Annotated in this window: 18 protein-coding genes; 12 read left to right on the top strand and 6 right to left on the bottom strand. The window is 41.0% G+C overall.

Going from position 1 to position 23,205, the window contains the following annotated elements; translation table 11 throughout:
- Positions 1 to 27: 27 nt before the first annotated feature.
- Complete coding sequence (locus AACH28_RS06940) at positions 28 to 858, bottom strand: AraC family transcriptional regulator (protein ID WP_341832581.1); 831 nt, start codon at positions 856 to 858, stop codon at positions 28 to 30.
- Positions 859 to 966: 108 nt separating this feature from the next.
- Between AACH28_RS06940 and AACH28_RS06935 the strand changes: the two genes are divergently transcribed.
- Positions 967 to 1,881: an AEC family transporter gene (locus AACH28_RS06935; RefSeq protein WP_341832580.1), complete on the top strand. Its 915-nt coding sequence runs from the start codon at positions 967 to 969 to the stop codon at positions 1,879 to 1,881.
- A gap of 214 nt (positions 1,882 to 2,095) precedes the next feature.
- A complete protein-coding gene (locus AACH28_RS06930) occupies positions 2,096 to 2,503 on the top strand; it encodes a DoxX family protein (RefSeq protein WP_341832579.1) in 408 nt (135 codons plus the stop codon).
- 78 nt (positions 2,504 to 2,581) lie between these two features.
- On the opposite strand, the gene purL is transcribed toward AACH28_RS06930, so the two are convergent.
- Complete coding sequence (purL, locus tag AACH28_RS06925) at positions 2,582 to 6,313, bottom strand: phosphoribosylformylglycinamidine synthase (RefSeq protein ID WP_341832578.1); 3,732 nt, start codon at positions 6,311 to 6,313, stop codon at positions 2,582 to 2,584.
- Positions 6,314 to 6,820: 507 nt separating this feature from the next.
- On the opposite strand from purL, the gene pheT reads away from it, so the two are divergent.
- The 4 genes from pheT to rny all read left to right on the top strand — a co-directional run bounded on the left by pheT (position 6,821) and on the right by rny (position 11,816).
- A complete protein-coding gene (gene pheT, locus AACH28_RS06920) occupies positions 6,821 to 9,217 on the top strand; it encodes a phenylalanine--tRNA ligase subunit beta (protein ID WP_341832577.1) in 2,397 nt (798 codons plus the stop codon).
- A gap of 40 nt (positions 9,218 to 9,257) precedes the next feature.
- On the top strand, positions 9,258 to 9,563 hold the full coding sequence (locus AACH28_RS06915; RefSeq protein ID WP_153846877.1) for a hypothetical protein: 306 nt from the start codon (positions 9,258 to 9,260) through the stop codon (positions 9,561 to 9,563).
- A gap of 54 nt (positions 9,564 to 9,617) precedes the next feature.
- The gene (locus tag AACH28_RS06910) at positions 9,618 to 9,908 is read left to right on the top strand and encodes a cell division protein ZapA (RefSeq protein WP_046675831.1); all 291 of its coding nucleotides are present in this window, start codon (positions 9,618 to 9,620) and stop codon (positions 9,906 to 9,908) included.
- A 354-nt stretch (positions 9,909 to 10,262) separates the two neighbouring features.
- On the top strand, positions 10,263 to 11,816 hold the full coding sequence (rny, locus tag AACH28_RS06905) for a ribonuclease Y (RefSeq protein WP_341832576.1): 1,554 nt from the start codon (positions 10,263 to 10,265) through the stop codon (positions 11,814 to 11,816).
- A 317-nt stretch (positions 11,817 to 12,133) separates the two neighbouring features.
- Here the strand turns inward: rny and AACH28_RS06900 are convergent, their stop codons facing one another.
- Positions 12,134 to 12,784 (bottom strand): HAD-IA family hydrolase, encoded by a 651-nt coding sequence (locus AACH28_RS06900; protein ID WP_341832575.1) that lies wholly within the window; start codon positions 12,782 to 12,784, stop codon positions 12,134 to 12,136.
- A 141-nt stretch (positions 12,785 to 12,925) separates the two neighbouring features.
- On the opposite strand from AACH28_RS06900, the gene AACH28_RS06895 reads away from it, so the two are divergent.
- A complete protein-coding gene (locus AACH28_RS06895; protein ID WP_333575487.1) occupies positions 12,926 to 13,453 on the top strand; it encodes a hypothetical protein in 528 nt (175 codons plus the stop codon).
- A 143-nt stretch (positions 13,454 to 13,596) separates the two neighbouring features.
- Here the strand turns inward: AACH28_RS06895 and AACH28_RS06890 are convergent, their stop codons facing one another.
- Both AACH28_RS06890 and AACH28_RS06885 read right to left on the bottom strand, forming a co-directional pair.
- A complete protein-coding gene (locus tag AACH28_RS06890) occupies positions 13,597 to 14,922 on the bottom strand; it encodes an ABC transporter permease (protein ID WP_145327466.1) in 1,326 nt (441 codons plus the stop codon).
- Positions 14,915 to 15,850, bottom strand: a complete 936-nt coding sequence (locus AACH28_RS06885) for an ABC transporter ATP-binding protein (protein ID WP_341832574.1) — start codon at positions 15,848 to 15,850, stop codon at positions 14,915 to 14,917. Before AACH28_RS06885 ends, AACH28_RS06890 begins: the two co-directional genes overlap by 8 nt.
- A gap of 305 nt (positions 15,851 to 16,155) precedes the next feature.
- Between AACH28_RS06885 and yihA the strand changes: the two genes are divergently transcribed.
- The 3 genes from yihA (at position 16,156) to AACH28_RS06870 (ending at position 19,450) form a co-directional block, all read left to right on the top strand.
- On the top strand, positions 16,156 to 16,785 hold the full coding sequence (gene yihA, locus AACH28_RS06880; RefSeq protein WP_075991997.1) for a ribosome biogenesis GTP-binding protein YihA/YsxC: 630 nt from the start codon (positions 16,156 to 16,158) through the stop codon (positions 16,783 to 16,785).
- Positions 16,786 to 16,802: 17 nt separating this feature from the next.
- Positions 16,803 to 17,657: a UbiA-like polyprenyltransferase gene (locus tag AACH28_RS06875; protein WP_341832573.1), complete on the top strand. Its 855-nt coding sequence runs from the start codon at positions 16,803 to 16,805 to the stop codon at positions 17,655 to 17,657.
- Positions 17,658 to 17,737: 80 nt separating this feature from the next.
- A complete protein-coding gene (locus tag AACH28_RS06870; protein WP_341832572.1) occupies positions 17,738 to 19,450 on the top strand; it encodes a PNGase F N-terminal domain-containing protein in 1,713 nt (570 codons plus the stop codon).
- A 76-nt stretch (positions 19,451 to 19,526) separates the two neighbouring features.
- Here AACH28_RS06870 and AACH28_RS06865 read toward each other — a convergent pair whose 3' ends face one another.
- Entirely contained in the window at positions 19,527 to 19,985 is a 459-nt protein-coding gene (locus AACH28_RS06865) for an Lrp/AsnC family transcriptional regulator (RefSeq protein WP_407073634.1), read from the bottom strand.
- A 160-nt stretch (positions 19,986 to 20,145) separates the two neighbouring features.
- On the opposite strand from AACH28_RS06865, the gene AACH28_RS06860 reads away from it, so the two are divergent.
- The gene (locus AACH28_RS06860; protein WP_120334692.1) at positions 20,146 to 21,213 is read left to right on the top strand and encodes a PLP-dependent cysteine synthase family protein; all 1,068 of its coding nucleotides are present in this window, start codon (positions 20,146 to 20,148) and stop codon (positions 21,211 to 21,213) included.
- A gap of 99 nt (positions 21,214 to 21,312) precedes the next feature.
- Positions 21,313 to 22,998 (top strand): thioredoxin family protein, encoded by a 1,686-nt coding sequence (locus AACH28_RS06855; protein ID WP_341832571.1) that lies wholly within the window; start codon positions 21,313 to 21,315, stop codon positions 22,996 to 22,998.
- Positions 22,999 to 23,205: the final 207 nt, after the last annotated feature.

Genomic DNA, 23,205 nt, shown 5'->3' with positions numbered 1-23,205 from the left:
TACAGGGTGTATTATCTGGAAAGCCTACTATTTAGTCCGCTGAGTTCGATAATGTAAAGGACTAAATCCCCTGGCGCGTTTGTAGAAATGGGAAAGATGGCTCTCGTCGGTAAATCCGAGTTCTGCAGCAATTTGTTTCAAGGTATAATCTTTGGATTTAAGTCTGTTCTCGATGAGTTCGATCCGGTAGGTATTGATATACGCTCTTAAACTGCTGCCGAAGTTCTTCTTAAAGTAGGTCCCAAAATAGGATGGGGCAATATTGAATTTCTGAGCCAGTAGGCTGACCTGAAGTTGTTCGGGCGAAAAAATATGCTGATGAATGTAAGCCGAAATCGATCGGTCAACATATAGTTCATGCTGCTGGGGTAAACGTTGCGTCTCTGCTATTTCTTTGAAGAGCCCAAAGATCGCGACGAGTTGGTCAAATAGCCAGTCCGAACGCTCGCTGACTGTGGTATGACTATACAGTCGGACCGCTTCCAGGATATGAGTGTAAATCAGGCGATAATGCTCGTCCATATCCAATTTGCGTTCCTTTAATCCCCTGTCGTTCATCAGCTCCATAATCCAGGCATAGCGCTTTTGATTGCGTTTATTCTGCAGGAAGTAGGTATCTGTAAATAAAATAAACAGAAAATGTGTCTTTTCTTCAATGTTAAAATAATGCTTGTCTGCCGGACTAATTAAGAATACATCACCACGTTCATAGTTCAGTTCAAATCTGTTGATCACATGGGTTCCTTTGCCTGAACGAATATAAACAAGCTCATAATAATTCTGCTCATGTGGAGGTAAATGAAAGCTATCCTCAATAAATTCACTGATCCGCAAAGGCTCAAACTGTTTTTTGCGCATTATTCTCCTGATTATATATCCGTAAATGTACATAAAAATAATGTATTTGTACATGTTATTGCCTGCTGTACTATTGCACCTTTGTGTCGTATAAAATGGTAATAAAACATGGTCAATTTTATAATGATTGCATTTTGCATCGCGGCAGGGATGCTGTTAAAGCGAACAAATTTAATTCATTCCGAAGCACATAAAGGGATCAATACCTGGATTCTTTATTTTGCCCTTCCAGCGGTGTCTTTCAAATATATTCCGAAGATTGTATGGTCATCGCAATTACTGTTTCCGGTGTTTTCGGCAATCCTCGTTTGGGCAGGTAGTTGGTTATTTATGGAAATGTACTGTAGGCGTAAAAACTATAAACAGCGTTCGCGCAGTAGTTTGGAATTGGCCGCTGGTTATAGCAATACGTCCTTTATTGGCTTTCCATTGATCATCGCCTATTTTGGCGAAGCCCAGTTGCCGATTGCGATTATTTGCGACCAAACCACATTTATTCTACTTTCTACAGCTGGACTTATCAATGCACTGCGAGCGAATGCCCAAGATGGCGAGGCGATCGATGTCAAATTTATGCTTCGAAAGTTAGTCAGCTTTCCACCCCTGATCGGTTGTATAACAGCCTTAATGCTGTCGCAATTGGTTGATCTTTCAGTTGCCGAGCCTTTTTTTGATAAGCTGGTGGCGACCGTTGGACCCTTGGCCTTATTTTCTATTGGTTTACAGTTGAAGTTTGATGGTTGGCGACAACAGATTTCGCAGATCAGTACAGCGATGAGTTATAAATTGATTCTTGCCCCAGCATTGGTATTACTGTTTGCTTTACTACTTGGTGTAAAGGGCGCTGTTGCGCGGATCAGTATATTCGAAGCAGCTATGCCAACCTTGGTCACTTCGGGGATCATTGCCGAGCAATACCATCTGAATACCAAGCTGGTCAATCTGGTTATCGGTTTTAGTATTGTTGTGGGGCTGCTAACAACTGCATTTTGGGATTTTGTTATTCGACTTTTTTTCTCCTAACCTACAGTTGCGTTAATTGATTGATTGATTGATTGATTGATTTTGGAAACAGCGTGAGGCCTCATTTGCCAACGATTGGTTTTAGCAGAAGTGTTGCGTAGGAGTGGGCTGTCTTCACTTCGTAACATTTTGATAGTGAATCATCTCATACAAACAACTTTTTTACTGTTCAATTGTTATTAGGCTATAACCATCTATAAAAAGGAGGTATGTTATGAACCTGATACACAAAATTGAGCATTGGGGCGATGCACATCACCCACAATGGATCGATTACCTAAGAATAGCCTTAGGGATCGTTATTTTTGCCAAAGGTGTAAGTTTCGTAAATGATAGGGATGTTGTTCAACACATGATTGAGCAAAGTAGTTTCCACTTATCATCGTGGGGTGCGGTTCACTATGTGGTTTTTACCCATTTGGTAGGCGGGCTGTTCCTTATCTTAGGTTTTCAAACCCGTTTAGCCTCATTACTATTATTTCCGGTATTGGTAGGGGCTGTATTTTTTGTTAATATCACCCACGGGTTTAGTTATTTGAATTCCGAATTGTGGCTTTCTATAGTCGTATTCTTTTTGCTGATCTTTTTTTTATGGTCATGGGCTCTGGAAAATACTCCCTAGATCAAATGATGAACAAACCAGGATACAAAAGGGATATCTAAAAAAAACTCCTTCATACATGAAGGAGTTTTTCTTTTTTTATTTGCCTTGCTCGTCAATCCATTGACGTGCATTAACGAATGCTTCAATCCAAGGAGAAACTTCGTCCTGACGACCTTTTGGATAATTTGCCCAATGCCATTGGAACACCGAACGCTCAATATGTGGCATCGTAGCCAAGTGGCGTCCAGTCTTATCGCAGACCATTGCTGTATTATAGTCCGAACCATTTGGGTTATGCGGATATTGCTCATAAGCATATTTTGCCACGATATTGTATTGCTCTTCCGCATACGGAAGGTTGAATTTTCCTTCTCCGTGTGAAATCCAAACCCCTAAGGTACTTCCCGCTAGTGTCGATAACATGACCGAATTGTTTTCCTGAACTTTTACAGACACAAAGTTTGACTCGTGTTTCCCTGAAGTATTGTGTAGCATTTTTCCATGGATTTCATGCTCAGGATTGATCATTTCAAGTTCCATAAATAACTGACATCCATTACAGATACCAACCGAAAGTGTATCCGGACGAGCAAAGAAGTCGTTTAAGGCTTTTTTCGCTTTTTCATTGTAAAGGAAAGCACCGGCCCAACCTTTTGCCGAACCCAATACATCTGAGTTCGAGAAGCCTCCGACGGCACCGATAAATTGGATGTCTTCCAATGTCTCACGACCAGTGATCAAATCGGTCATGTGAACATCTTTCACATCAAAGCCTGCCAAGAACATGGCATTTGCCATTTCGCGTTCGGAGTTGGAACCTTTCTCACGAAGGATTGCCGCTTTCGGACGTGCTTTAGTTTCGTCGATTTTTGGTTTCTTACCATCAAATTGACTTGGGAAAGTAAAGGCTAGGGGTTGGTGTTTATAATTATCAAAACGTTGTTGTGCAGTTCCATTTTTAGATTGCTTGGAATCCAAAAGGAAGGATGTCGTAAACCATACATCACGTGTTGCTGTTACATCAAAGCTGAATACCGCTTCTTGATTTTTAATCGTCACTGTATTACCTTCGATCACCTGACCAATTTTAACCGCGTTTACACCGGCATCTTTCACGATTGCTTCGAAAGCAGCGTCGTCTTTTGCTTGAAGGACAAGTGCGATATTCTCATTAAAGAAGGCTTTTACGCTATCCGATTCATGTAATGCCGAAAGGTCATAATTGGCACCAAGATTAACATCGGCAAAGGTCATTTCCAATAAGGTGGTAATCAAGCCACCCGATCCGACGTCGTGACCAGCTTCGATCTGTCCTTCTTGAATTAATTGCTGTACGGTATTGAATGCTGTTTTAAAGTAAGCAGCATCTTGAATGGTCGGTACTTCAGTACCTAATTTATTGATGATTTGTGCAAATGACGAACCGCCTAATTTGAACTGATCTTTTGATAAGTTGATGTAATAGATCGATCCGGCTGTTTTGTTTAGCACAGGTTCAACCACTTTGGTGATATCAGTACAGTTTCCTGCGGCAGAAATGATCAATGTGCCAGGGGCAATGACGTTTTCGCCGTTTGGATATTTTTGCTTCATCGACAAAGAATCTTTTCCCGTGGGGATATTGATTCCCAATGCAATGGCAAAATCCGAGCATGCTTTAACAGCTTGGTATAAGCGGGCATCTTCACCCTCATTATTGGCTGCCCACATCCAGTTGGCCGATAGGGAGATTCCTGCAAGACCATTTTTGATTGGGGCAAATACGATGTTGGAAAGCGATTCCGCAATAGCCGTTCTGCTTGCCGCAGCCGGATCCACTAAGGCAGCCACAGGGGAGTGACCTATTGTTGTCGCAATACCTTCTTTACCTTTATAATCCAATGCCATGACACCGACGTTATTCAACGGCAATTGCAATGGACCCGCACATTGTTGTTTGGCAACACGGCCACCAACACAACGGTCTACTTTATTGGTTAACCAATCTTTGGAAGCAACCGCTTCCAGTTGTAATACTTGGTTTAAGTAGCTTGGAATATTAGCTGCATCATAAGCAAGATCAGCGTAGTTGCGAACTACGGTTTTATCGCGCATGAAAGTTTTTGGCGATGAGCCAAAGAAATCTTCAAGGGCATAATCCATTGGTTTTTCACCCGTACTTTTTGATTCGAAAGTAAAGCGGTGGTCGCCAGTGACATCACCTACGGTGTACATTGGTGCACGTTCGCGATCGGCAACACGTTTTAAGGTATCAATATCATCTTCGGCGATGACAAGTCCCATACGTTCTTGCGATTCATTACCGATAATTTCTTTTGCGGATAGTGTAGGATCGCCTACAGGAAGTGCATCCAGGTCAATCAAGCCGCCGGTCTCTTCAACAAGTTCAGATAAACAGTTTAAGTGGCCACCTGCACCATGATCGTGGATAGAGACAATAGGGTTATGATCAGACTCTACTAAGCCACGAACAGCATTCGCTGCACGTTTTTGCATTTCGGGATTGGAACGTTGAATGGCATTAAGCTCAATTCCAGAACCAAATGCCCCTGTATCTGCAGAAGATACAGCAGCGCCACCCATGCCGATTCGGTAATTTTCTCCACCTAGGATAACAACTTTATCGCCAGTTTTCGGCGTATGTTTTTTCGCTTGATCCAGTTTTCCATAACCAACACCACCCGCTTGCATAATGACTTTGTCGTAACCAAGTTTACGGCCATCCTCTTCATGTTCGAAGGTCAATACAGAACCTGTAATTAAGGGCTGACCAAACTTATTACCGAAGTCAGAAGCACCATTGGAAGCTTTAATCAGGATGTCAACCGGGGTCTGGTACAACCATTGACGCTCTTGCATCGCATTTTCCCATGGCCGCGTTTTGTTGAGTTCCTTTGCCGGTTCAGTAACTGTTCCTGCCTGAAGGTCCAATTTATTTTGTTCCAATCGCGAATAAGCAGTCATGTATACGGCAGTACCCGCCAATGGAATCGCTCCTTGGCCACCGGCCATACGGTCGCGGATTTCACCACCTGACCCAGTTGCAGCACCCGAAAATGGTTCTACAGTAGTCGGGAAATTGTGTGTTTCAGCTTTTACGGATAAAACCGAATCAAATGCTTTCTCTTCGTAAAAGTCAGGTTTGTCGGCCGATTTAGGTGCAAATTGTGTGACACGTGGACCTTTGACAAAGGCAACGTTATCTTTATAAGCAGAAACAATCTCGTTCGGATTGGTTTCAGAAGTCTTTTTAATTAATTTAAAGAGGGAAGTGGGTTGCTCTTCGCCATCAATGATAAAGGTACCATTGAAAATCTTGTGTCTACAGTGTTCAGAATTCGCTTGCGAAAAAGCGAATACTTCCGAGTCTGTAAGCAGACGACCCAATTTGGTCGAAAGGTTATTGAGGTAATCTACTTCTTCTGGATTTAGCGCTAGGCCCTCAGATTTGTTGTAGGCCTCGATGTCTTCAATTTCCAATATCGGTTCAGGTGTAATGTTGACGGTATACATGTCCTGTGTCAACATACTGAACTTTTGTGAAATCATTGGATCGAAGTCATTGAAATCCGCTGGTACCGGTTGAAATTCTTCTATACGAACAATTCCTGCAATTCCCATATTTTGCGTGATTTCTACTGCATTGGTACTCCAGGGAGTAACCATCGCGGCGCGGGGTCCTACAAAGTAATGGTTAAGGTTTTGGTCGTCTAGTTTTTTGGCGTTGCCGAATAGCCAGTTGAGTTTAGTAATGTCTTCTTGTGATAAAGAGTTTACGCTTTGAACACCATATACAGTGTTCGATGGGTTCTCAAAGAAATGAATCATTATAAATGTTTGTTTTGAACGTTCTTCAAATTAAAGCACAAAGTTACATATTATTTTTATGGAAATGCTTGAATTTTCATTAAAAAATAGGCTCAGGTTGCGTTTACTGGAAAAGGCCAAAATTGCTGTTTTGTGTAAATAAGTGTAAAGTTGTGTTAATTCATGTAAATAAAAGTTATAATTAATAATTGCATTCGTTTCGTTCGGGGAAAGCCCCTACATTCGCAGCATTCATCACCTATGAATAAATATGATTATCCTTGGGAAGGGATTTATGAACTCCTTCATACGATCTCTTCCTTCGGTATGAATCTAAGGTCCAAATAGCTGCCTTGGTTCTATCGTATCAACTTTCAAAAAAATAAAATCGCTTGCTGCCTAGCCTAATGAAGTCTTTTGAGGAGCCTACCTACCGCATTAAATTCAGACCAACTGTTGATGAAGGGTAAATTGACGTTGGATATAAACTCAAATTTATCTAAGTTTGTGCATCAAATCAAATTCGAGATGAATATTTCATATAATTGGTTAAAACAACACGTTAATATAGATTCGACACCGGAGGAACTATCGCTTATCTTGACAAATACAGGATTGGAAGTAGAAGCTTTGGACGTCGTGCAGAGTATCCCAGGTGGATTGGATGGTTTGGTTGTTGGTGAAGTGAAAACTTGTGAACAGCATCCTAATGCCGATAAATTAAGAGTAACCACCGTTGATGTCGGTGGACCGGAGTTATTGCACATTGTATGTGGCGCACCGAACTGTCGGACAGGATTGAAAGTCATTGTTGCTACAGTGGGTACTACATGCCATCCGCTTACAGGAGAGCCTTTTAAAATTACCAAATCTAAAATTCGTGGTGAAGTTTCCGAAGGTATGTTGTGTGGAGAAGATGAAGTCGGTTTAGGTACATCCCATGCCGGTATCGTTGAATTACCAGCTGATGTTGCCGTGGGGACCTTAGTGAAAGATCATTTCAATATTCAGGATGATTACCGTTATGAAATTGGTTTGACGCCCAATCGTGCAGATGCAGCTTCGCATTTAGGCGTTGCAAGAGATATTGCGGCACATTTTCGTACACAATTGTTAAAAGCAGATGTTTCTGCATTCAAGGCTGCTGAGGCTGAGGGAACGACAGTGGTCGTTGCGGACGCACAGGCGAGCCCACGTTATAGTGGTATCAATATTACTGGTGTTCGTGTTGGTGAATCTCCAGATTGGTTAAAAGAGAAATTAAATGTTATCGGTGTTCGTCCGATCAATAATATTGTCGACGTCACAAATTATATATTACACGATTTAGGTCAGCCATTGCATGCTTTTGATGCTGATAAAATTGCGGGAAATAAAGTCCTTGTTCGTCTTGCGACTGAGGGCGAGAAATTTGTTACCCTAGATGGTGTGGAGCGTACCTTGTCTGCAGAGGACTTGGTGATTGCCGATGCTGAAAAACCGATGTGTATTGCAGGGGTTTTTGGTGGAGCACATTCTGGTGTATCAGCCGAAACGACCAACGTATTTTTGGAGTCGGCTTATTTCAATGCTGTTTCTGTACGGAAGACTTCCAAACGACATGGTTTAAAAACAGATGCTTCTTTCCGTTTCGAACGAGGTACCGATCCTAATATTACGGTTGAAGCATTGAAGCGCGCTGCTTTATTGATCCAAGAAATTGCAGGTGGAACGATTTCATCTACCCTAAAGGATGAGTATCCTGTCGTGATTAAACCGTTTTCATTTCACGTAAGCTATGCGAATGTGGTTCGTTTGATCGGTCAGGCGATTCCAAATGAAGAAATTAAATCCATTATTGTCGCTCTTGGCATTGAAGTCACTTCAGAAACTGAAACAGGCCTTGATGTATTGGTGCCGGCATATCGCGTCGATGTCACACGTGAGGTAGACGTTGTGGAGGAGGTGTTGCGTATTTACGGTTATAACAACATTGAGTTGAAGTCACAAATTAAGGCATCTTTAAATACGGTTGAAAAGCCAGATAAGGAAGTTGTCTTAAATCAATTGGCAGATCTATTGATCGCAAATGGATTTCGTGAGATTCTGTCCAACTCGCTTACAAAGCTGGACTATGCGGATGATAGCGAAACGGCGGTTAAATTGTATAATCCATTGAGTTCGGATTTGGATACGATGCGTCAAAATATGGTGTTTTCTGTTTTGAGTGCGATTGAATATAACCAAAAACGAAGAAACTTCGATCTGAAATTCTTTGAATTCGGTAAGACTTATGCGCTGGATGGTGAAGGCTATAAAGAAACGCAACACCTTGTCTTTGCCATGGCGGGTAAAAATGAAGCTGAGCAATGGAATAGCAAAAAAGATGCGGTTAATTTCTATAACCTAAAAGCAGCCGTAGATACTGTTATCAAAAGGCTGAAAATTGAAGGAATTCAGATACAAGATGCTACAAGTTCACATTTTGCCTATGGTTTGAACTATATGAAAGGGCAGAAATGTTTGGTTTCATTTGGTGCAATTGCAAACGCGGATTTGAAAAAAGCAGATGTTGAAGGTCAGGTTTTCTTTGCTGATTTTGACTGGGATGTTTTGATGAAAATCATTCGTAAGAATAGCATTCAGTATAAAGAAGTTTCCAAATTCCCGGCTGTACGCAGAGATTTATCGCTCTTGATCGACGAAAATGTAAGCTTCGATAAGCTACAATTTGTCGCTCAGAAGACCGAACGCAAGCTTTTAAAGGAGGTAAATGTGTTTGACGTGTATAAAGGTGATAAAATTCCGGAAGGGAAAAAGTCTTATGCTCTGAGCTTTATCTTGCAGGATGAAGAAAAAACACTTACTGATAAGCAAATTGATGCGATAGTTCAAAAATTAATTGTTAATTTTGAGAAGGAACTAGGCGCGGAAGTGCGTGGTTAATTAGAGATACAACATTAATTGGTAATATTCAATTTTTATTATGGCAACATTGTCTTCACAAATGAATCTGATCGTTGAGAAAACGAAAAATTTAATTCAATTGTGCGAAGTCTTGCAAGAAGAAAATGATTTGCTTAAATTAGAGGTACAATCCTTAAAAGTGGCTTTCGATGCGAGCAACGATAAGAGCAAGCAATTGGAAGAGAGGGTCAAAGCGTTGGCAGTTGCCCGTACGTTAGATTCTGAAACGGATAAGGAAGCAATTAATGAAAAAATACTTGACACAAAACAAAAAATTAACGATTTTGTGCGGGAAATAGACAAGTGTATTAGTTTGTTGAAATAGTTGGGAGAAGTGTTATCGGATTCAAACTAATACAACGTTAAAAAGCTCAAAGAAATGGGAGAGATTTCCATAAAAATAAATATCGCAGATCGTGTTTATCCCCTTCGGGTGGAAAGCGCGGAAGAAGAAGTAATTCGACACGCTGCGAAATTGATAAATGAAAAAGTAAAGGAATTGCAGGAAAACTATACTGTGAGAGATAAGCAGGATTTGTTATCCATGTGTGTATTGCAATTTGCGACGCGTATGCTTAATGCAGAGCGGCAGTCTCAAAACCACGAAGTGGGTTTGGAAAATTCAGTACAGGAACTTGATCAGTTGTTGACGGATTTCTTTAAAAAATAAATTTACGTTCTTTATATTTAGAGCTTAAACGACGAATTTGCCGCAATTAAATTCGGGTTGTCACTATTTTAAACTTAACGCTTCAATATTACAGGCGCAAAAAGATATAGGCCATTTTGCGAAAGCCATCTGGGTCATAATCTAAGCCTAATTATGTAATCACGAAGTTTAATAATACATGAGACCTGTTTAAATTTAATTGCGGTTTTTTTTTGTCATGAAGTCCTGATGCACTTATCGGGCTCGCTACTGAGTTGGCGCATACCAAAGGTAAGGGAACAGGCTGATTGATGATTTTACTGGAATTTGAACATAATTAATAAAAACAAACATAAATAATACAATTATACATACATGGACATCGCAATTTATAGCATAATTTCTCTGATTGTTGGTGTTGTTATAGGTCGTTATCTATTGGTTCTGTTATTTAAAAAACAAGAGCAGGAAGCCAAGGATAAGGTAAATAGCATACTGAAAGATGCAGAGCAGGAAGGGGAACACATTAAAAAGAAACGCCTGTTAGAGGCCAAAGAAAAGTTCCTTCAATTAAAATCTGAACACGAAAAGGAAGTCAATCAACGTAACAATACCATCAACCAAAAGGAAAATACGTTAAGACAAAAAGAACAGTCAATTAACCAAAAGCTGGAAAACATCAATCGCGATAAGCAAGAGTTGGATACCAAGAAAAAGCAATTGGATAAATTGGTTGAACTGAATGAAAAAAAATCTGAAGAAGTAGAAACGCTCAAATTACAACAGATTAAGCAATTGGAAAGTATCGCTGGCGTAACTGCTGACGAAGCAAAAAATCAATTGGTGGACTCGTTGCGCGAAGAAGCCCGCTCACAAGCGATGATTCAAATCAAAGATATTGTGGATGAGGCCAAATTGACGGCGACTAAAGAGGCGAAAAAGGTTGTTATTCAGACCATCCAACGCACTGCTACGGAATCTGCAATCGAAAATACCGTTTCAATTTTCAATATCGAAAATGATGAAATCAAAGGTCGTATTATTGGTCGTGAAGGTCGTAATATTCGTGCATTGGAAGCTGCAACAGGCGTAGAAATCATTGTAGACGATACACCCGAAGCAATTATCCTATCTGGTTTCGATCCCGTTCGTCGCGAAATAGCGCGTTTGGCTTTACACCGTTTGGTAACAGATGGTCGTATTCACCCGGCTCGTATTGAAGAGGTTGTTGCTAAGACGCGGACGCAAATAGAGGATGAAATCGTTGAAATTGGTGAACGTACCGCGATCGATTTGGGAATCCATGGTTTGCACCCTGAATTGATTCGTATGGTAGGGCGCATGCGTTACCGCTCGTCTTACGGACAGAATCTTTTACAACACTCGCGTGAGGTAGCTAATTTTGCAGCAACAATGGCGGCAGAACTAGGTCTGAATGTTAAACATGCGAAACGTGCTGGATTACTACACGATATAGGTAAAGTGCCTGATGATAATCCGGAGTTGCCACACGCTATTTTAGGTATGCAACTTGCCGAGAAATACAAGGAACACCCTGATGTATGTAATGCAATTGGTGCTCACCATGATGAGATCGAAATGACTGCCTTAATATCTCCGGTTGTTCAGGCTTGTGACGCGATCTCTGGTGCACGCCCAGGCGCACGTCGTGAGGTTGTGGAAAGTTATATCAAGCGCCTAAAAGAGTTGGAAGATTTGGCTTTATCGTATCCTGGGGTTGAGAAAACCTTCGCGATACAAGCTGGCCGTGAGCTACGTGTCATCGTTGAGAGTGAGAAGGTGTCTGATGCACAGTCGGAAATACTAGCTGCTGATATCTCTAACCGTATTCAAACGGAAATGACTTATCCAGGGCAAATTAAAGTAACTGTAATTCGTGAGACAAGATCAGTGTCTTACGCAAAATAGATCCTAAGGATCCAGCATAAAAAAGCTCCAAACGAAATGTTTGGAGCTTTTTTTATGCAATGCTACACGTTTCCCCAACTTGATCATTTCAGCCATTCCATTCTTCAAGGGGTGGACTTAAATTGAATCGACTCAAATGACTTAAATTGAATCGACTCAAATTACTTGATTTGAATTGAATCGGTTTGACTTGAGTTACTTGGCTTGACTTGAGTTGCTCGGCTTGACTTGAGTTAAATTTGATTTGACTTAAATTGAAGCAAATTGTAGCCAATAAATAGGTCGGATCTTTTGGATACCCTTTTTATTATCGGTAATTATTGGAAAAATTCCATCAGATCTGTCACTGTAGCCAATAGATAGGTCGGATCTTCCTGTTCGAGTTCGGCTTGGCTACCATAGCCATACAATACACCAACAGCATCCATGCCTGTTTCTCGTGCACCAATCAGATCATGTTTGCGATCTCCGATCATGAGGCAGTCTTGTGGACTTGTTAGCATGGCCTGTTCCATGACATATTGGATGACACTGGTTTTGGTCGGTCTGGAATCGTCCAAAGCGCTTCCGCCCGCAAAATCAAAATAGGTATTTATTGCAAAGTGCTGTAATATTTTGTGGGCGAAAATTTCGGGTTTGGAGGTCGCAAGGTAGATGCTGTACCCTTTTGTTTTCAGCAATGCTAAAAGTTCAGGTATGCGATCAAACAGGATATTCTCATACAGCCCTATGGTTGAAAAGCGTTCCCGATATTTTTCTACACAGGCAATTGCTTCGCTTTCCTCAAATCCAAAGGCGTGTATGAAAGAATCTTTAAGGGGCGGGCCGATCAAGGGTTTGAGGCTATTCAGATCTGCTGTATGGATGCCTTTTGATTCCAAGGCATAGGCAATACATTTCGTAATTCCTTCCGCGGGGTCGGTCAGGGTTCCGTCCAGATCAAATAAGATATGTTTGTAAGAGTTCATGCTGCAATATTACGGAATAGAATAGGAGTAAGCGAGTTTGTGTCTCCTGAAAGCGTATAATGACGTGCAGCAGACCAAAAAATAAGGAATATTATCATCTTTAAGGCCTAAGGCATGCCCAATATTTGTTAAATTTGCCGAATGAAACAAAAGAAGAAAGTTCAAGAAGTCGAACCTTTACGTCCCGTAGATAAGTATTTTGCGGAGCTGGATGCTAATTTTCAGGATCCGACCAATCGTCTGATTCAAGCCATCTTTTTACCATTATTGTTTTTTGGTATCATGGGCTGCATCTGGATGATCCCATTTCCACAGTTCGAGTTCTTGGTCAAACTCAATTGGCATACTTTTTTGAATTGGGGGTCTTTCTTCATCGCTGTTGTCATTTATTATTATTTAAAGCTGTCCGCAACGTTGTCTTATGCGATATTATTCTCTATCGGGGGCATGAGTTTCTTTATTGTGCAACTGGAATACGCACAAAAGAATGGTGGCCCGGCTGTCATCTGGGTGTGTTTGGGGATCGCATTGCTAGCTATTGTGGCGCTTTTTATCGGTAAGGGAAAGGAAAAGACGAAAATCACAGGACAGCAGTTTCTACAGTTTTTACTTGTGGGACCGATATGGTTGTGGCATTTTGTCTTTAAAAAATTGAATATAAGATATTAATTGAGCTGTTTTTATGTGCCGATCGTACTATTTATGATCGTAGCCTAATCGGGATGCTTTTATATAAAAGAAAAGGGCCAAATTGCAAGCAATTTGGCCCTTTTTATGTTGCTGTAGTTATGCACAGCTGGTTCAGAATACGGCTAGCTTTTGTAATTGAACCATTTGATGATTTCTTTGAGACTTGCTTTTTTACCATAGATCAAAATACCGACACGATAGATGCGGGCAGCAACCCAGGTCACAAATAAGAAGGTCAGTATGAGCAAGGTCAGTGAGGTCAGAATCTGCCACAGGGGTACACCAAAAGGTATGCGAACGAGCATAGCGATGGGAGAGGTGAATGGAATAAAGCTTAACCATGTTGCAATCGGTCCATTGGGATCATTGATAATGACGCCAAAAGAAAGAATGTAGGTCAATAGCAAAGGCATGGTAATGGGCATTGAAAACTGATTGGCCTCTGTTTCATTGTCGACAGCTGAACCAGCAGCAGCGAAAATAGCGCTATATAAGAGGTAACCCGCAATAAAAAACAGAAAGAAGAAAATGATGACTTCCGTGAAGTTAAAGCTTTGGATCGAAGTAAGGATAGAAGCAGAATCATTCTGGGCCATTGCTTTTGATACGGTACTCATATTACCCGCTCCAGGTTGGCTTGCCGCAACCTCCTGCATATCCTGAGGATTGACAAATAGGAGCGTTGCTGTGATAAATAAGCCTCCTGTAAGCACGAGCCACATGACAAATTGCGTCAGTCCAACCATACCGATCCCAACAATTTTACCCATCATGAGCTGAAAAGGTTTGACCGAGGAAATAATGACTTCGATGATACGGTTGCTCTTTTCTTCGATAATACCACGCATTACCTGGGCACCATAGAGAAACAGCGATAGGTATACTAAGATAGCCAAAGCGACACCAAGACCCATTGCAATGGCTGTATTGCTGTTCTTTTCTTCACCGTCTGCTGTTATTTCTTTTGCATCGATGGTGACTTTGGGTTTAATGGACTGGATAATCTGCAGGTCGATTCCCTTGGCTTTATATTCCTTTTCACGGATGATTTCTTCCAACTGGCCGCTAATGATCTCCTGTGTGACAAAACTTGTCTTGCCGCCGGTAATCAGTTCGGCTCTTTCGCTTGTTAAAATATCTTTTGGAATATAAAGGATCGACTGTTTTCCTTCGCTTTGGGTAAGCTGCGCTTTTTGGGCCTGGAGGTCCAATTTGGATATGGTATAACTTACATTTTTATTGCTTTGGAGTTTGCTGGCAAAGTCGCCTTGCTCATCTAAAATAAAGACTTCGGTGTGCGAATCTTTGAAGCTCTTTTTTGTCAGATAAAACATGCCTGCATACAGTGCGAAAAAGAACAGGGGTACGGCAAAAGTCATGACAATAAAAGATTTTTTCTTGACACGTGATAGGTATTCCCGTTGGATGATAAGTAATATTTTATGCATGATCGTTAGCTGTAGGTGAGACTTGTGTGACTTTTTGGATGAAAATATCCGCCATGGAGGGAACGATTTCAATGAGTTGATTGAGCTGTATTTGGGGTATGAAACGCATTAATACATCATTGATATGGCTATTGTTATTTAGCTGAATTGTAGTGATGTATGTTTTTTCATGCTTTGTTGATGTGACGACCTCAAATAAGGCGTCGTCGAACAGAAGAAAATTATCTTCGCTTGCTGTGTATTCCAATCGATAGGTTTGATTTCGGTATTCTTTTTTAATCGCTTGTACAGAACCATCCAGTATTTTTTTTGATCGGTTGATGAGGGCAATATTATCGCAAAGCTCTTCCACAGTCTCCATGCGGTGTGTGGAAAATATAATGGTCGCACCCTCTTGATTTAAGCGGAGAATCTGTTCTTTTATGATATTGGCATTTACGGGATCAAATCCCGAAAAGGGCTCATCTAAGATAATCAATTGTGGTTGGTGGATGACTGTAGCGACAAATTGTACTTTTTGCTGCATCCCTTTACTGAGATCTTCTATTTTTTTGTCTAACCAGGATGTGATGTCCAGGCGTTGGCACCAATCTCGGATGCGTGTTAAGGCTTCTCGCTTGGAAAGCCCCTTAAGCTGTGCCAAATACAACATTTGATCACCGATTTTCATTTTTTTGTACAAACCCCGCTCTTCGGGTAAATAACCGATTTGTGCAATATGCTGTGGGCCCAAGGGTTCGCCACTAAACAGAATTTCGCCGGAATCGGGGGCGGTAATTTGGTTAATAATACGGATCAGGGATGTTTTTCCCGCCCCGTTTGGCCCCAATAGCCCAAAAATCTTACCCTTTGGGATTTGAATGGATACATCGTCCAATGCTCGGTGATTGGCGTAATCTTTGGTGACATGATTGATTTCGAGTAACATCTATTTTAAGGTTTAATTTATTCGTTCTTTGGGTTTTTAAGAACATTGCTTTTTTTCCAAAGACTGACGTTTATTTTTGTAGTTAGTATCTTGTACAGCTGAATTGTTACAGCATCCCTGAAAAATTTTATGCATAACGCCACTTCGGAATACGCTTATTCGTTTGACTATTCGTTTGTAGTGAAAGTTAAAAATAATTAGGGACATTTTATTATCCTGCCCATAAAATCGGAAGTCAAGCTTTTTTATGGAATAGAAGCGGTACAAATCTTGTCAAAGGGATTCATTTAACGTACCTTTGTTCCATGGAAGTGAAAAAAGCCGAATTCGTGTGCAGTAACACGAGAGTTGACAAATTACCTGCACCCAATTTGCCGGAATATGCGTTTATCGGACGTTCAAATGTCGGTAAATCATCGTTGATCAATGCAATGACCAACAAGAAAGGACTTGCCAAAACCTCCCAAAAACCTGGTAAGACGCAGTTGATCAATCATTTTATCATCGACGATACTTGGTATTTGGTGGATTTGCCAGGTTATGGTTTTGCTAAGGCCTCTAAAACAAGTCGTAATGAATGGGAAAAATTCATCCGGAGATATCTTACCCATCGGGACAATTTGCAATGTGTTTTTGTGTTGGTGGATAGCCGTCATGAACCACAAAAGATTGACCTTGATTTTTGCTATTGGTTGGGCGAATGCGGTTTGCCATTTATGTTGGTTTTCACCAAGGCCGATAAGCAATCGACTGTTAAATCCGATGCGAATATTGCGAAATTTAAAAAATCATTGCTCCAATGGTTTGAGGAGGTGCCGCCGATTTTCCTAACGTCTGCGGAGAAGAAAATGGGGCATGAGCCTATTTTAGAAGCTATCGATGAAGTTAATGGCCGATTTGTTCGACCTGAACTCGACGGAAACGAACAGTTTTAGCTACATTTTAAGTTCAGATGAAAAAATACTTGTCCTTAGTTTTATTTGCTCATAGTGTATTTGCATTGCCATTTGCCTTTATTGGCTTCTTTTTGGCATTGCACACAACAGACTATGCCTTTTCGTGGAAATTATTGGTTTTGATGCTCGTTTGTATGGTGACGGCCCGTAATGCTGCCATGGCATTCAATCGTTATCTGGATAGAGATATTGATGCCATTAATCCAAGAACGGCCATGCGTGATATTCCTGCTGGAAAAATTTCCGCTAAAAATGCATTGGTTTTTACGCTGGTAAATTGCCTGATTTTTATTGCAGCGACGTATTTTATCAATTCTCTTTGCTTTATGTTGTCGCCCATTGCACTTTTTGTTGTGCTTTTTTACTCCTATACAAAGCGCATAACGCCCTTATGCCATCTTGTATTGGGTGCAGGGCTGGGATTGGCTCCAATAGGCGCATATATGGTTATTACAGGACAATTTGCGACCGTTCCGGTACTTTATGGTTTCGCTGTGTTGACTTGGGTGAGTGGCTTCGATATTATTTACGCTTTGCAGGACGAAGACTTTGATCGGGCAAATCAGCTGAATTCTATACCCGTGTGGTTAGGAACGAAAGGAGCTATGCGCGTTTCGGAATGTCTGCATGTGCTTTCTTTTATATTTATTTTAATACCAGCATTTTTGATGCCTGTAGGTTGGATTTATTATTTAGGTGTGGTCTTTTATGGGGCGTTGCTGATTTACCAGCATACCCTGTTTTCATCGACCAATTTAAGTCGGGTCAATCGCGACTTTATGACCACCAATGGTTATGCCTCGGTGATTTTTGCAGTATTTTACCTCTTGGATATCTGGTTGATCAAATAAACGTTTTAGCATAAAATAAGAAAGGCTTTAGGAATTCCTAAAGCCTTTCTTATTTTTGCATCTAAACCAATACACATGCTATGAAGAAAAGTATTCTTTTCACGTCTATTTTATGTTTGTCATTGTCTTCGCAGGCGCAAAAGCTGTCGAATTATGTCATTCAATATAATCAAAGTTTCAATGGGAATACAGCTGCCAATCAAAATGCCATTCTAGTCTATGCCAATGAAAAGGAGACTTTTGTTAGTTCGGCAAAAGAAATGAATGGACAGTTGGCGCCGCCATACGAACGGGTTGTGGTGGAGCGTGCTGGAGGCAATGCTTTACTTAAAATTGCTAAACTCAAAGACGGATCAATCATTCTAACCAAAGATTCGCTCGCGCTTTCGAAGCAAAAATTTAACGCCACAAACGAGACTAAAACAATATTGGGCTATCCCTGTAAAAAAGTGGAGACGAGCATCAATTCCAATAAAATAGAAGTTTGGTATACCGATAAATTAGGGGTCAAAGGTGCACCCACGGAACTTGGTCAGGACCTTGGTCTGGTACTCGAGGTAATCCGCAATGGGAATACACGGACTTTTGCCACTAAAGTAGAAAAGGTAAAGACTATACCGGATCAACTGAGGCTGAAAGGAAATGAAAAACCTTACGACGAACTTTCTTACAAAGATCTCATCTGGAAGAACCGTTTTATCCAAATACCTGTTTTTCGGAAGGAAAGAATACGTTTTGCAGATGATGTAAAATCGGATTCTATTTTACGTTTTGCAGATGATGTAAAATCGGATTCTATTTTACGTTTTGCGAATGGGACGGTTTTGGTAAAAAAGGTGAAAATCCCAAAAATAAAGACAAGCGACAATGTATTTGTGCAGTTGGTCGAACAATCGAAAGGTGATGCCTATGATCGCACTGGATCAGTTTTTATCATCCCGACGAACAAGGCACAGAGCTTTTTGGATGGCATGAAAAATGGTATGGGTACCCTTCCTAAGTATGAAAATGGCAATGGTAAAGCCTATCAAGGGGTTGTAAAAACAGCATCCTTTGAGCCTATTGTTGAATTGATGCGTTTCTTTACACCATTTGGTGTTAAGCAGTTTAACTATCTTCAGTTAAAGGATAAGGTTTGGCAAGACTCAGTGCTGTACCGTCAGGACGTAACCGAATTGGCAGGTATGTTGAGCGAGCAGGAGGTCTATGTGGGTGCCTTCATTGGCAACTATGATAAAAATGGACATGAGGTGAGTGTTGAGCTGACGATACATCCGGGCTTCGATGCCGAGTCAAAAGGCAGTCTGAAAAAGACGATGTCTTTATTTACGACGACCAATGTCATGGAAATGGGCGGTCAGGAGTACGGATCTATGTTTGACAAGGAGAAAGGTCTTACTGTTTCATTTCATTTGGACCAGGATGCTAAAAACGTGCAATTACGCTACATTACAACAGGGCATGGAGGCTGGGGAAATGGTGATGAGTTTGTGCCTAAAGAAAACCGCATTTTCCTAAACGATTCATTGCTCTTTAAAAACACCCCTTGGCGCAATGATTGCGGTTCGTATCGTTTGTCGAACCCCGCTTCAGGCAATTTTGCTACAGGGTTGTCTTCATCCGATCTGAGTCGCTCCAATTGGTGTCCAGGTACAGTAACACCACCGATCTATATTGATCTGGGGGATTTAAAAGCCGGAGACCATACGATGCAGGTACAGATCCCACAGGGAGCGCCTGAAGGAACAAGTTTCAGTAGCTGGAATGTGACGGGTACCTTGTTATTCGATTAATTATTTTTTCATTGCTGTTATGTGCAATAAGGCTATTGCACATAACAGCAATATTCCTTCGTTTTTAAGACAAAAATTAAAGGGGATAAGCCGTCTCGCTTTTTGTCTCCGATAATACAAAGTAGGTCTGTACGGTGTTTACTTGAGGTAATACAGCCAGTCGATGCCGCAGAAAAATATGATAAGCATCCATATCTTTGGTTGCTATACGTAACATAAAGTCGTAAGAGCCTGCCATTTGGTAGCATTCCATAACCTCGGGAAATTTAGCCACCTCTTTTTCGAATTCATTCAACACCTCAAACGTGTGCGCCTTGAGAAAAACCTGGGAAAATGAAATTAACCCAATGCCTACTTTGTGGCGGTCCAAAATTGCCACCGTTTTTTTGATGTAGCCTAACCGCTTTAGCTTTCTAACACGTTCATGAACAGCGGCAATAGATTTGTTGAGTTCAAAGGATAGCGCTTTGTTACTCATTGAGGCATCTTGCTGAAGGAGGCGCAATAATTTTACATCGATTTCATCCAATTCCATAATCTGAATATTTTCGGTACGGCTGTAAAAATACGCTATTGTTCTGAATTATTTATTGGTTTTTATGTCTTTTAATTTAATTTTTATTGAAATTATAATGATGTATTGAATATTATCTTGTCAATGGTCAATTTTGCGACAGAATAATCATTTATAAGAAATGGCTGAACAAGAATTATTAAGTGCGTGTTTGTCACCTGCATTGGACAAGAGATTTAAACATCTCTGGCGATTAGTTGGAAATACGCCAATGTTGGAACTACAGTATACTTACAAAGGTAAACCCGGACGAATTTTCGTGAAATGTGAGAACTACAATCTGACCGGTAGCATTAAAGATAGGATGGCTCTTTATATTTTATATAAAGCGTATATGAATTGTCAGATTCGCCCGACTGATGTTGTTATTGAAGCCACAAGTGGAAATACAGGGATTGCTTTTTCAGCAATCGGCAAAGCGCTTGGTCATCAAGTAAAGATTATTATGCCTAACTGGCTGAGTAAGGAGCGTACCGATATTATTCGAAGTATGGGAGCGGATATTCAGTTGATAAGCAAAGAAGAAGGTGGTTTTTTAGGAAGTATTCGTTTAAGTGAAGAGCTTGCTGCGAAAGGCGGTGTTTTTCTTCCACGGCAATTTGAGAATCAATATAATGCCGAAGCGCATGAGAAAACCACAGGTTACGAGATTGTAAAGCAACTGGAAGAACAGGGCTTAGTAGCTGATGCTTTTGTTGCTGGTGTGGGAACTGGTGGTACAGTAATGGGTGTGGGGAGGAGCTTAAGAAAGGTAAACCCAAATGTCCGTGTACATCCACTGGAACCGGCAGAAAGTCCAACCTTGACTACAGGACATAAAGTAGGTTCACACCGTATTCAGGGAATATCTGATGAATTTATTCCTGCTATTGTGGATTTAGATGAACTCGACACTGTCGTTTGTGCGAATGATGGCGACTCCATTATCATGGCGCAAAAGCTGTCACGTCAATTGGGATTGGCTGTTGGTATCTCTTCCGGAGCAAATGTAATCGGAGCGATTAAATTACAACAGGAATTAGGTGATGAAGCTGTCGTGGTGACGCTACTTTGCGATGATAACAAAAAATACCTAAGTACTGATTTGGTGAAAGAGGAACCAGTAAAAGAAGGATATCTTTCTACAGACGTTGATTTTTCGGGTTTTCAACCTATTTGCAGATTGGCAAATCCAGTATTTGGAGCCTAAAAAGATTTAGTTTCATATGTTTATAGTTAACTCGGGGAGTCTCTAGCTCCTCGGGTTTCATTTATTCAAAAACCAATATATACCTAAGAATAACACAAAATGAAAGTCAATTTCAAATTATTTATCCTTCTCATGTTGCTGATAGCGCCTGTGGCCATGTTTGCCCAAGCGGATACAACAACAAACAAGTTGGAGGGGCTTGAGTTTACGGATGGTACGATAAGTCCCGATTCACTATCTTTTGAGGAATCTCCGGATACCGCTACCGTAAAGGCCGACTCGAACAAGACCACAGTAGCGGCAGTAGCAACAGGTGAAAAAGCTGCTGGGGCAGAAAAGAAATCATTGTGGAGTATCTTTATTGCAGGCCTTATAGGTGGTTTTGCAGCATTATTGATGCCTTGTATTTTTCCGATGTTACCCCTGACGGTGAGTTATTTTACCAAACAGGCAGGAAGTCGTGCAAGTGGTATCAGTAAAGCCCTGTTGTATGGATTATTTATTATTGTGATTTATGTAGCCTTGGGGATGATTATCACGATTGCATTCGGATCTGATGCACTCAATGCGCTTTCGACTAACGGCATCTTTAACTTCATTTTCTTTTTGTTGTTGGTTGGATTTGCGGCTTCTTTTTTTGGTGCATTTGAAATTACTTTACCAAGCTCCTTTGTCAATAAAATGGATGCCAAATCAGATAAAGGTGGCTTAGTCGGCTTGTTCTTTATGGCCTTTAGCTTGTCATTGGTTTCATTTTCTTGTACAGGACCGATTATTGGGACGCTGTTGGTTGAGGCAGCTTCGAAAGGGGAAAAATTAGGTCCAGCAATTGGGATGTTGGGATTCTCCATTGCCCTGGCCATTCCTTTTGGTTTGTTCGCTATGTTTCCTTCCATGCTTAAATCCTTACCGAAATCCGGTGGTTGGCTGAATAGTGTGAAAGTAGTCTTGGGATTTTTGGAACTCGCTTTAGCATTGAAATTTTTATCCAATGTCGATTTAGCTTACCACTGGAACTGGTTGGATAGAGAGGTGTTCCTGTCGCTATGGATTGCTATTTTTGCTTTGATGGGTCTATACTTGATCGGCAAGATAAAGTTCTCCCATGACAGTGAGCTGAAATTCCTATCTGTTCCTAGAACGATCTTGGCAATTGTTGTTTTTTCTTTTGTAGTCTATATGGTGCCCGGTTTATGGGGTGCACCTTTAAAATCGATTTCTGCTTTTTTACCACCATCGGCAACACAAGACTTTGATCTTTCTTCGGGTGTAAGTGCTGGTGCTGCTGCACATTCAGACGGGAAGGTGAAAAAATATGCTGAAATTTTTCATGAAAGAGGCACGCCAAAAGGATTTGATCCTTATTATGATTACGACCAGGCATTAGCTACTGCTAAAGAATTAAACAAGCCCGTATTAATCGATTTTACGGGTTGGAATTGTGTCAATTGTCGTAAAATGGAAGCGAATGTTTGGACAGACCAAGCTGTGGCCAAATTATTAAAAGAAGAGTTTGTTATGGCTGAACTTTTTGTGGACGATAAGACCGAGCTGGCTGCAAACGAACAATTTGTTTCAAAGTATAGTGGCAAAAAGATCAATACCATCGGCAAGAAAAACAGCGATTTTCAAGCGGCTACATTCGATAGCAATTCGCAGCCGCTGTACGTTATTGTCGATCCGACGGGCAAAAAACTGGTGCCCCAGAGTGGTGCCAACTACAATGTAGAAGAGTACAAGGCATTCCTACAAAGTGGCGTGGATGCATTTAAACATAAAAACTAACCATCGTCATATGCTAATTTTATCCTCCTTGTACTATGCAAGGGGGATTTTTTTGTTCATAAGCCATCGGTTTTTGTGTCTGCAGGCCTGATGCAGTGGGGCTTTCCTCGTATCGTGTTCGTACCTGCTTCGTACCAGCTTCGGAAGGCGACAATCTTGCAATAAATATTGACCAGCCCCTGACCAGGTAATTCTTGGTCAGGGGCT

It is taken from the genome of Sphingobacterium thalpophilum (assembly GCF_038396785.1).
Lineage (GTDB): Bacteria > Bacteroidota > Bacteroidia > Sphingobacteriales > Sphingobacteriaceae > Sphingobacterium > Sphingobacterium thalpophilum_A.
This window is presented reverse-complemented; position numbering and strand designations above follow the sequence as displayed.

Excerpts from the sequence above, each read along its gene's own strand:
- AACH28_RS06890 (WP_145327466.1), bottom strand. The coding sequence starts at position 14,922 with ATGCATAAAATATTACTTATCATCCAACGGGAATACCTATCACGTGTC.
- pheT (WP_341832577.1), top strand. The coding sequence starts at position 6,821 with ATGAATATTTCATATAATTGGTTAAAACAACACGTTAATATAGATTCG.
- AACH28_RS06930 (WP_341832579.1), top strand. The coding sequence starts at position 2,096 with ATGAACCTGATACACAAAATTGAGCATTGGGGCGATGCACATCACCCA.
- AACH28_RS06865 (WP_407073634.1), bottom strand. The coding sequence starts at position 19,985 with ATGGAATTGGATGAAATCGATGTAAAATTATTGCGCCTCCTTCAGCAA.
- AACH28_RS06940 (WP_341832581.1), bottom strand. The coding sequence starts at position 858 with ATGCGCAAAAAACAGTTTGAGCCTTTGCGGATCAGTGAATTTATTGAG.
- AACH28_RS06885 (WP_341832574.1), bottom strand. The coding sequence starts at position 15,850 with ATGTTACTCGAAATCAATCATGTCACCAAAGATTACGCCAATCACCGA.
- AACH28_RS06875 (WP_341832573.1), top strand. The coding sequence starts at position 16,803 with ATGAAAAAATACTTGTCCTTAGTTTTATTTGCTCATAGTGTATTTGCA.
- AACH28_RS06900 (WP_341832575.1), bottom strand. The coding sequence starts at position 12,784 with ATGAACTCTTACAAACATATCTTATTTGATCTGGACGGAACCCTGACC.
- AACH28_RS06895 (WP_333575487.1), top strand. The coding sequence starts at position 12,926 with ATGAAACAAAAGAAGAAAGTTCAAGAAGTCGAACCTTTACGTCCCGTA.
- purL (WP_341832578.1), bottom strand. The coding sequence starts at position 6,313 with ATGATTCATTTCTTTGAGAACCCATCGAACACTGTATATGGTGTTCAA.
- AACH28_RS06935 (WP_341832580.1), top strand. The coding sequence starts at position 967 with ATGGTCAATTTTATAATGATTGCATTTTGCATCGCGGCAGGGATGCTG.
- AACH28_RS06855 (WP_341832571.1), top strand. The coding sequence starts at position 21,313 with ATGAAAGTCAATTTCAAATTATTTATCCTTCTCATGTTGCTGATAGCG.
- AACH28_RS06860 (WP_120334692.1), top strand. The coding sequence starts at position 20,146 with ATGGCTGAACAAGAATTATTAAGTGCGTGTTTGTCACCTGCATTGGAC.
- yihA (WP_075991997.1), top strand. The coding sequence starts at position 16,156 with ATGGAAGTGAAAAAAGCCGAATTCGTGTGCAGTAACACGAGAGTTGAC.
- AACH28_RS06870 (WP_341832572.1), top strand. The coding sequence starts at position 17,738 with ATGAAGAAAAGTATTCTTTTCACGTCTATTTTATGTTTGTCATTGTCT.
- AACH28_RS06915 (WP_153846877.1), top strand. The coding sequence starts at position 9,258 with ATGGCAACATTGTCTTCACAAATGAATCTGATCGTTGAGAAAACGAAA.
- rny (WP_341832576.1), top strand. The coding sequence starts at position 10,263 with ATGGACATCGCAATTTATAGCATAATTTCTCTGATTGTTGGTGTTGTT.
- AACH28_RS06910 (WP_046675831.1), top strand. The coding sequence starts at position 9,618 with ATGGGAGAGATTTCCATAAAAATAAATATCGCAGATCGTGTTTATCCC.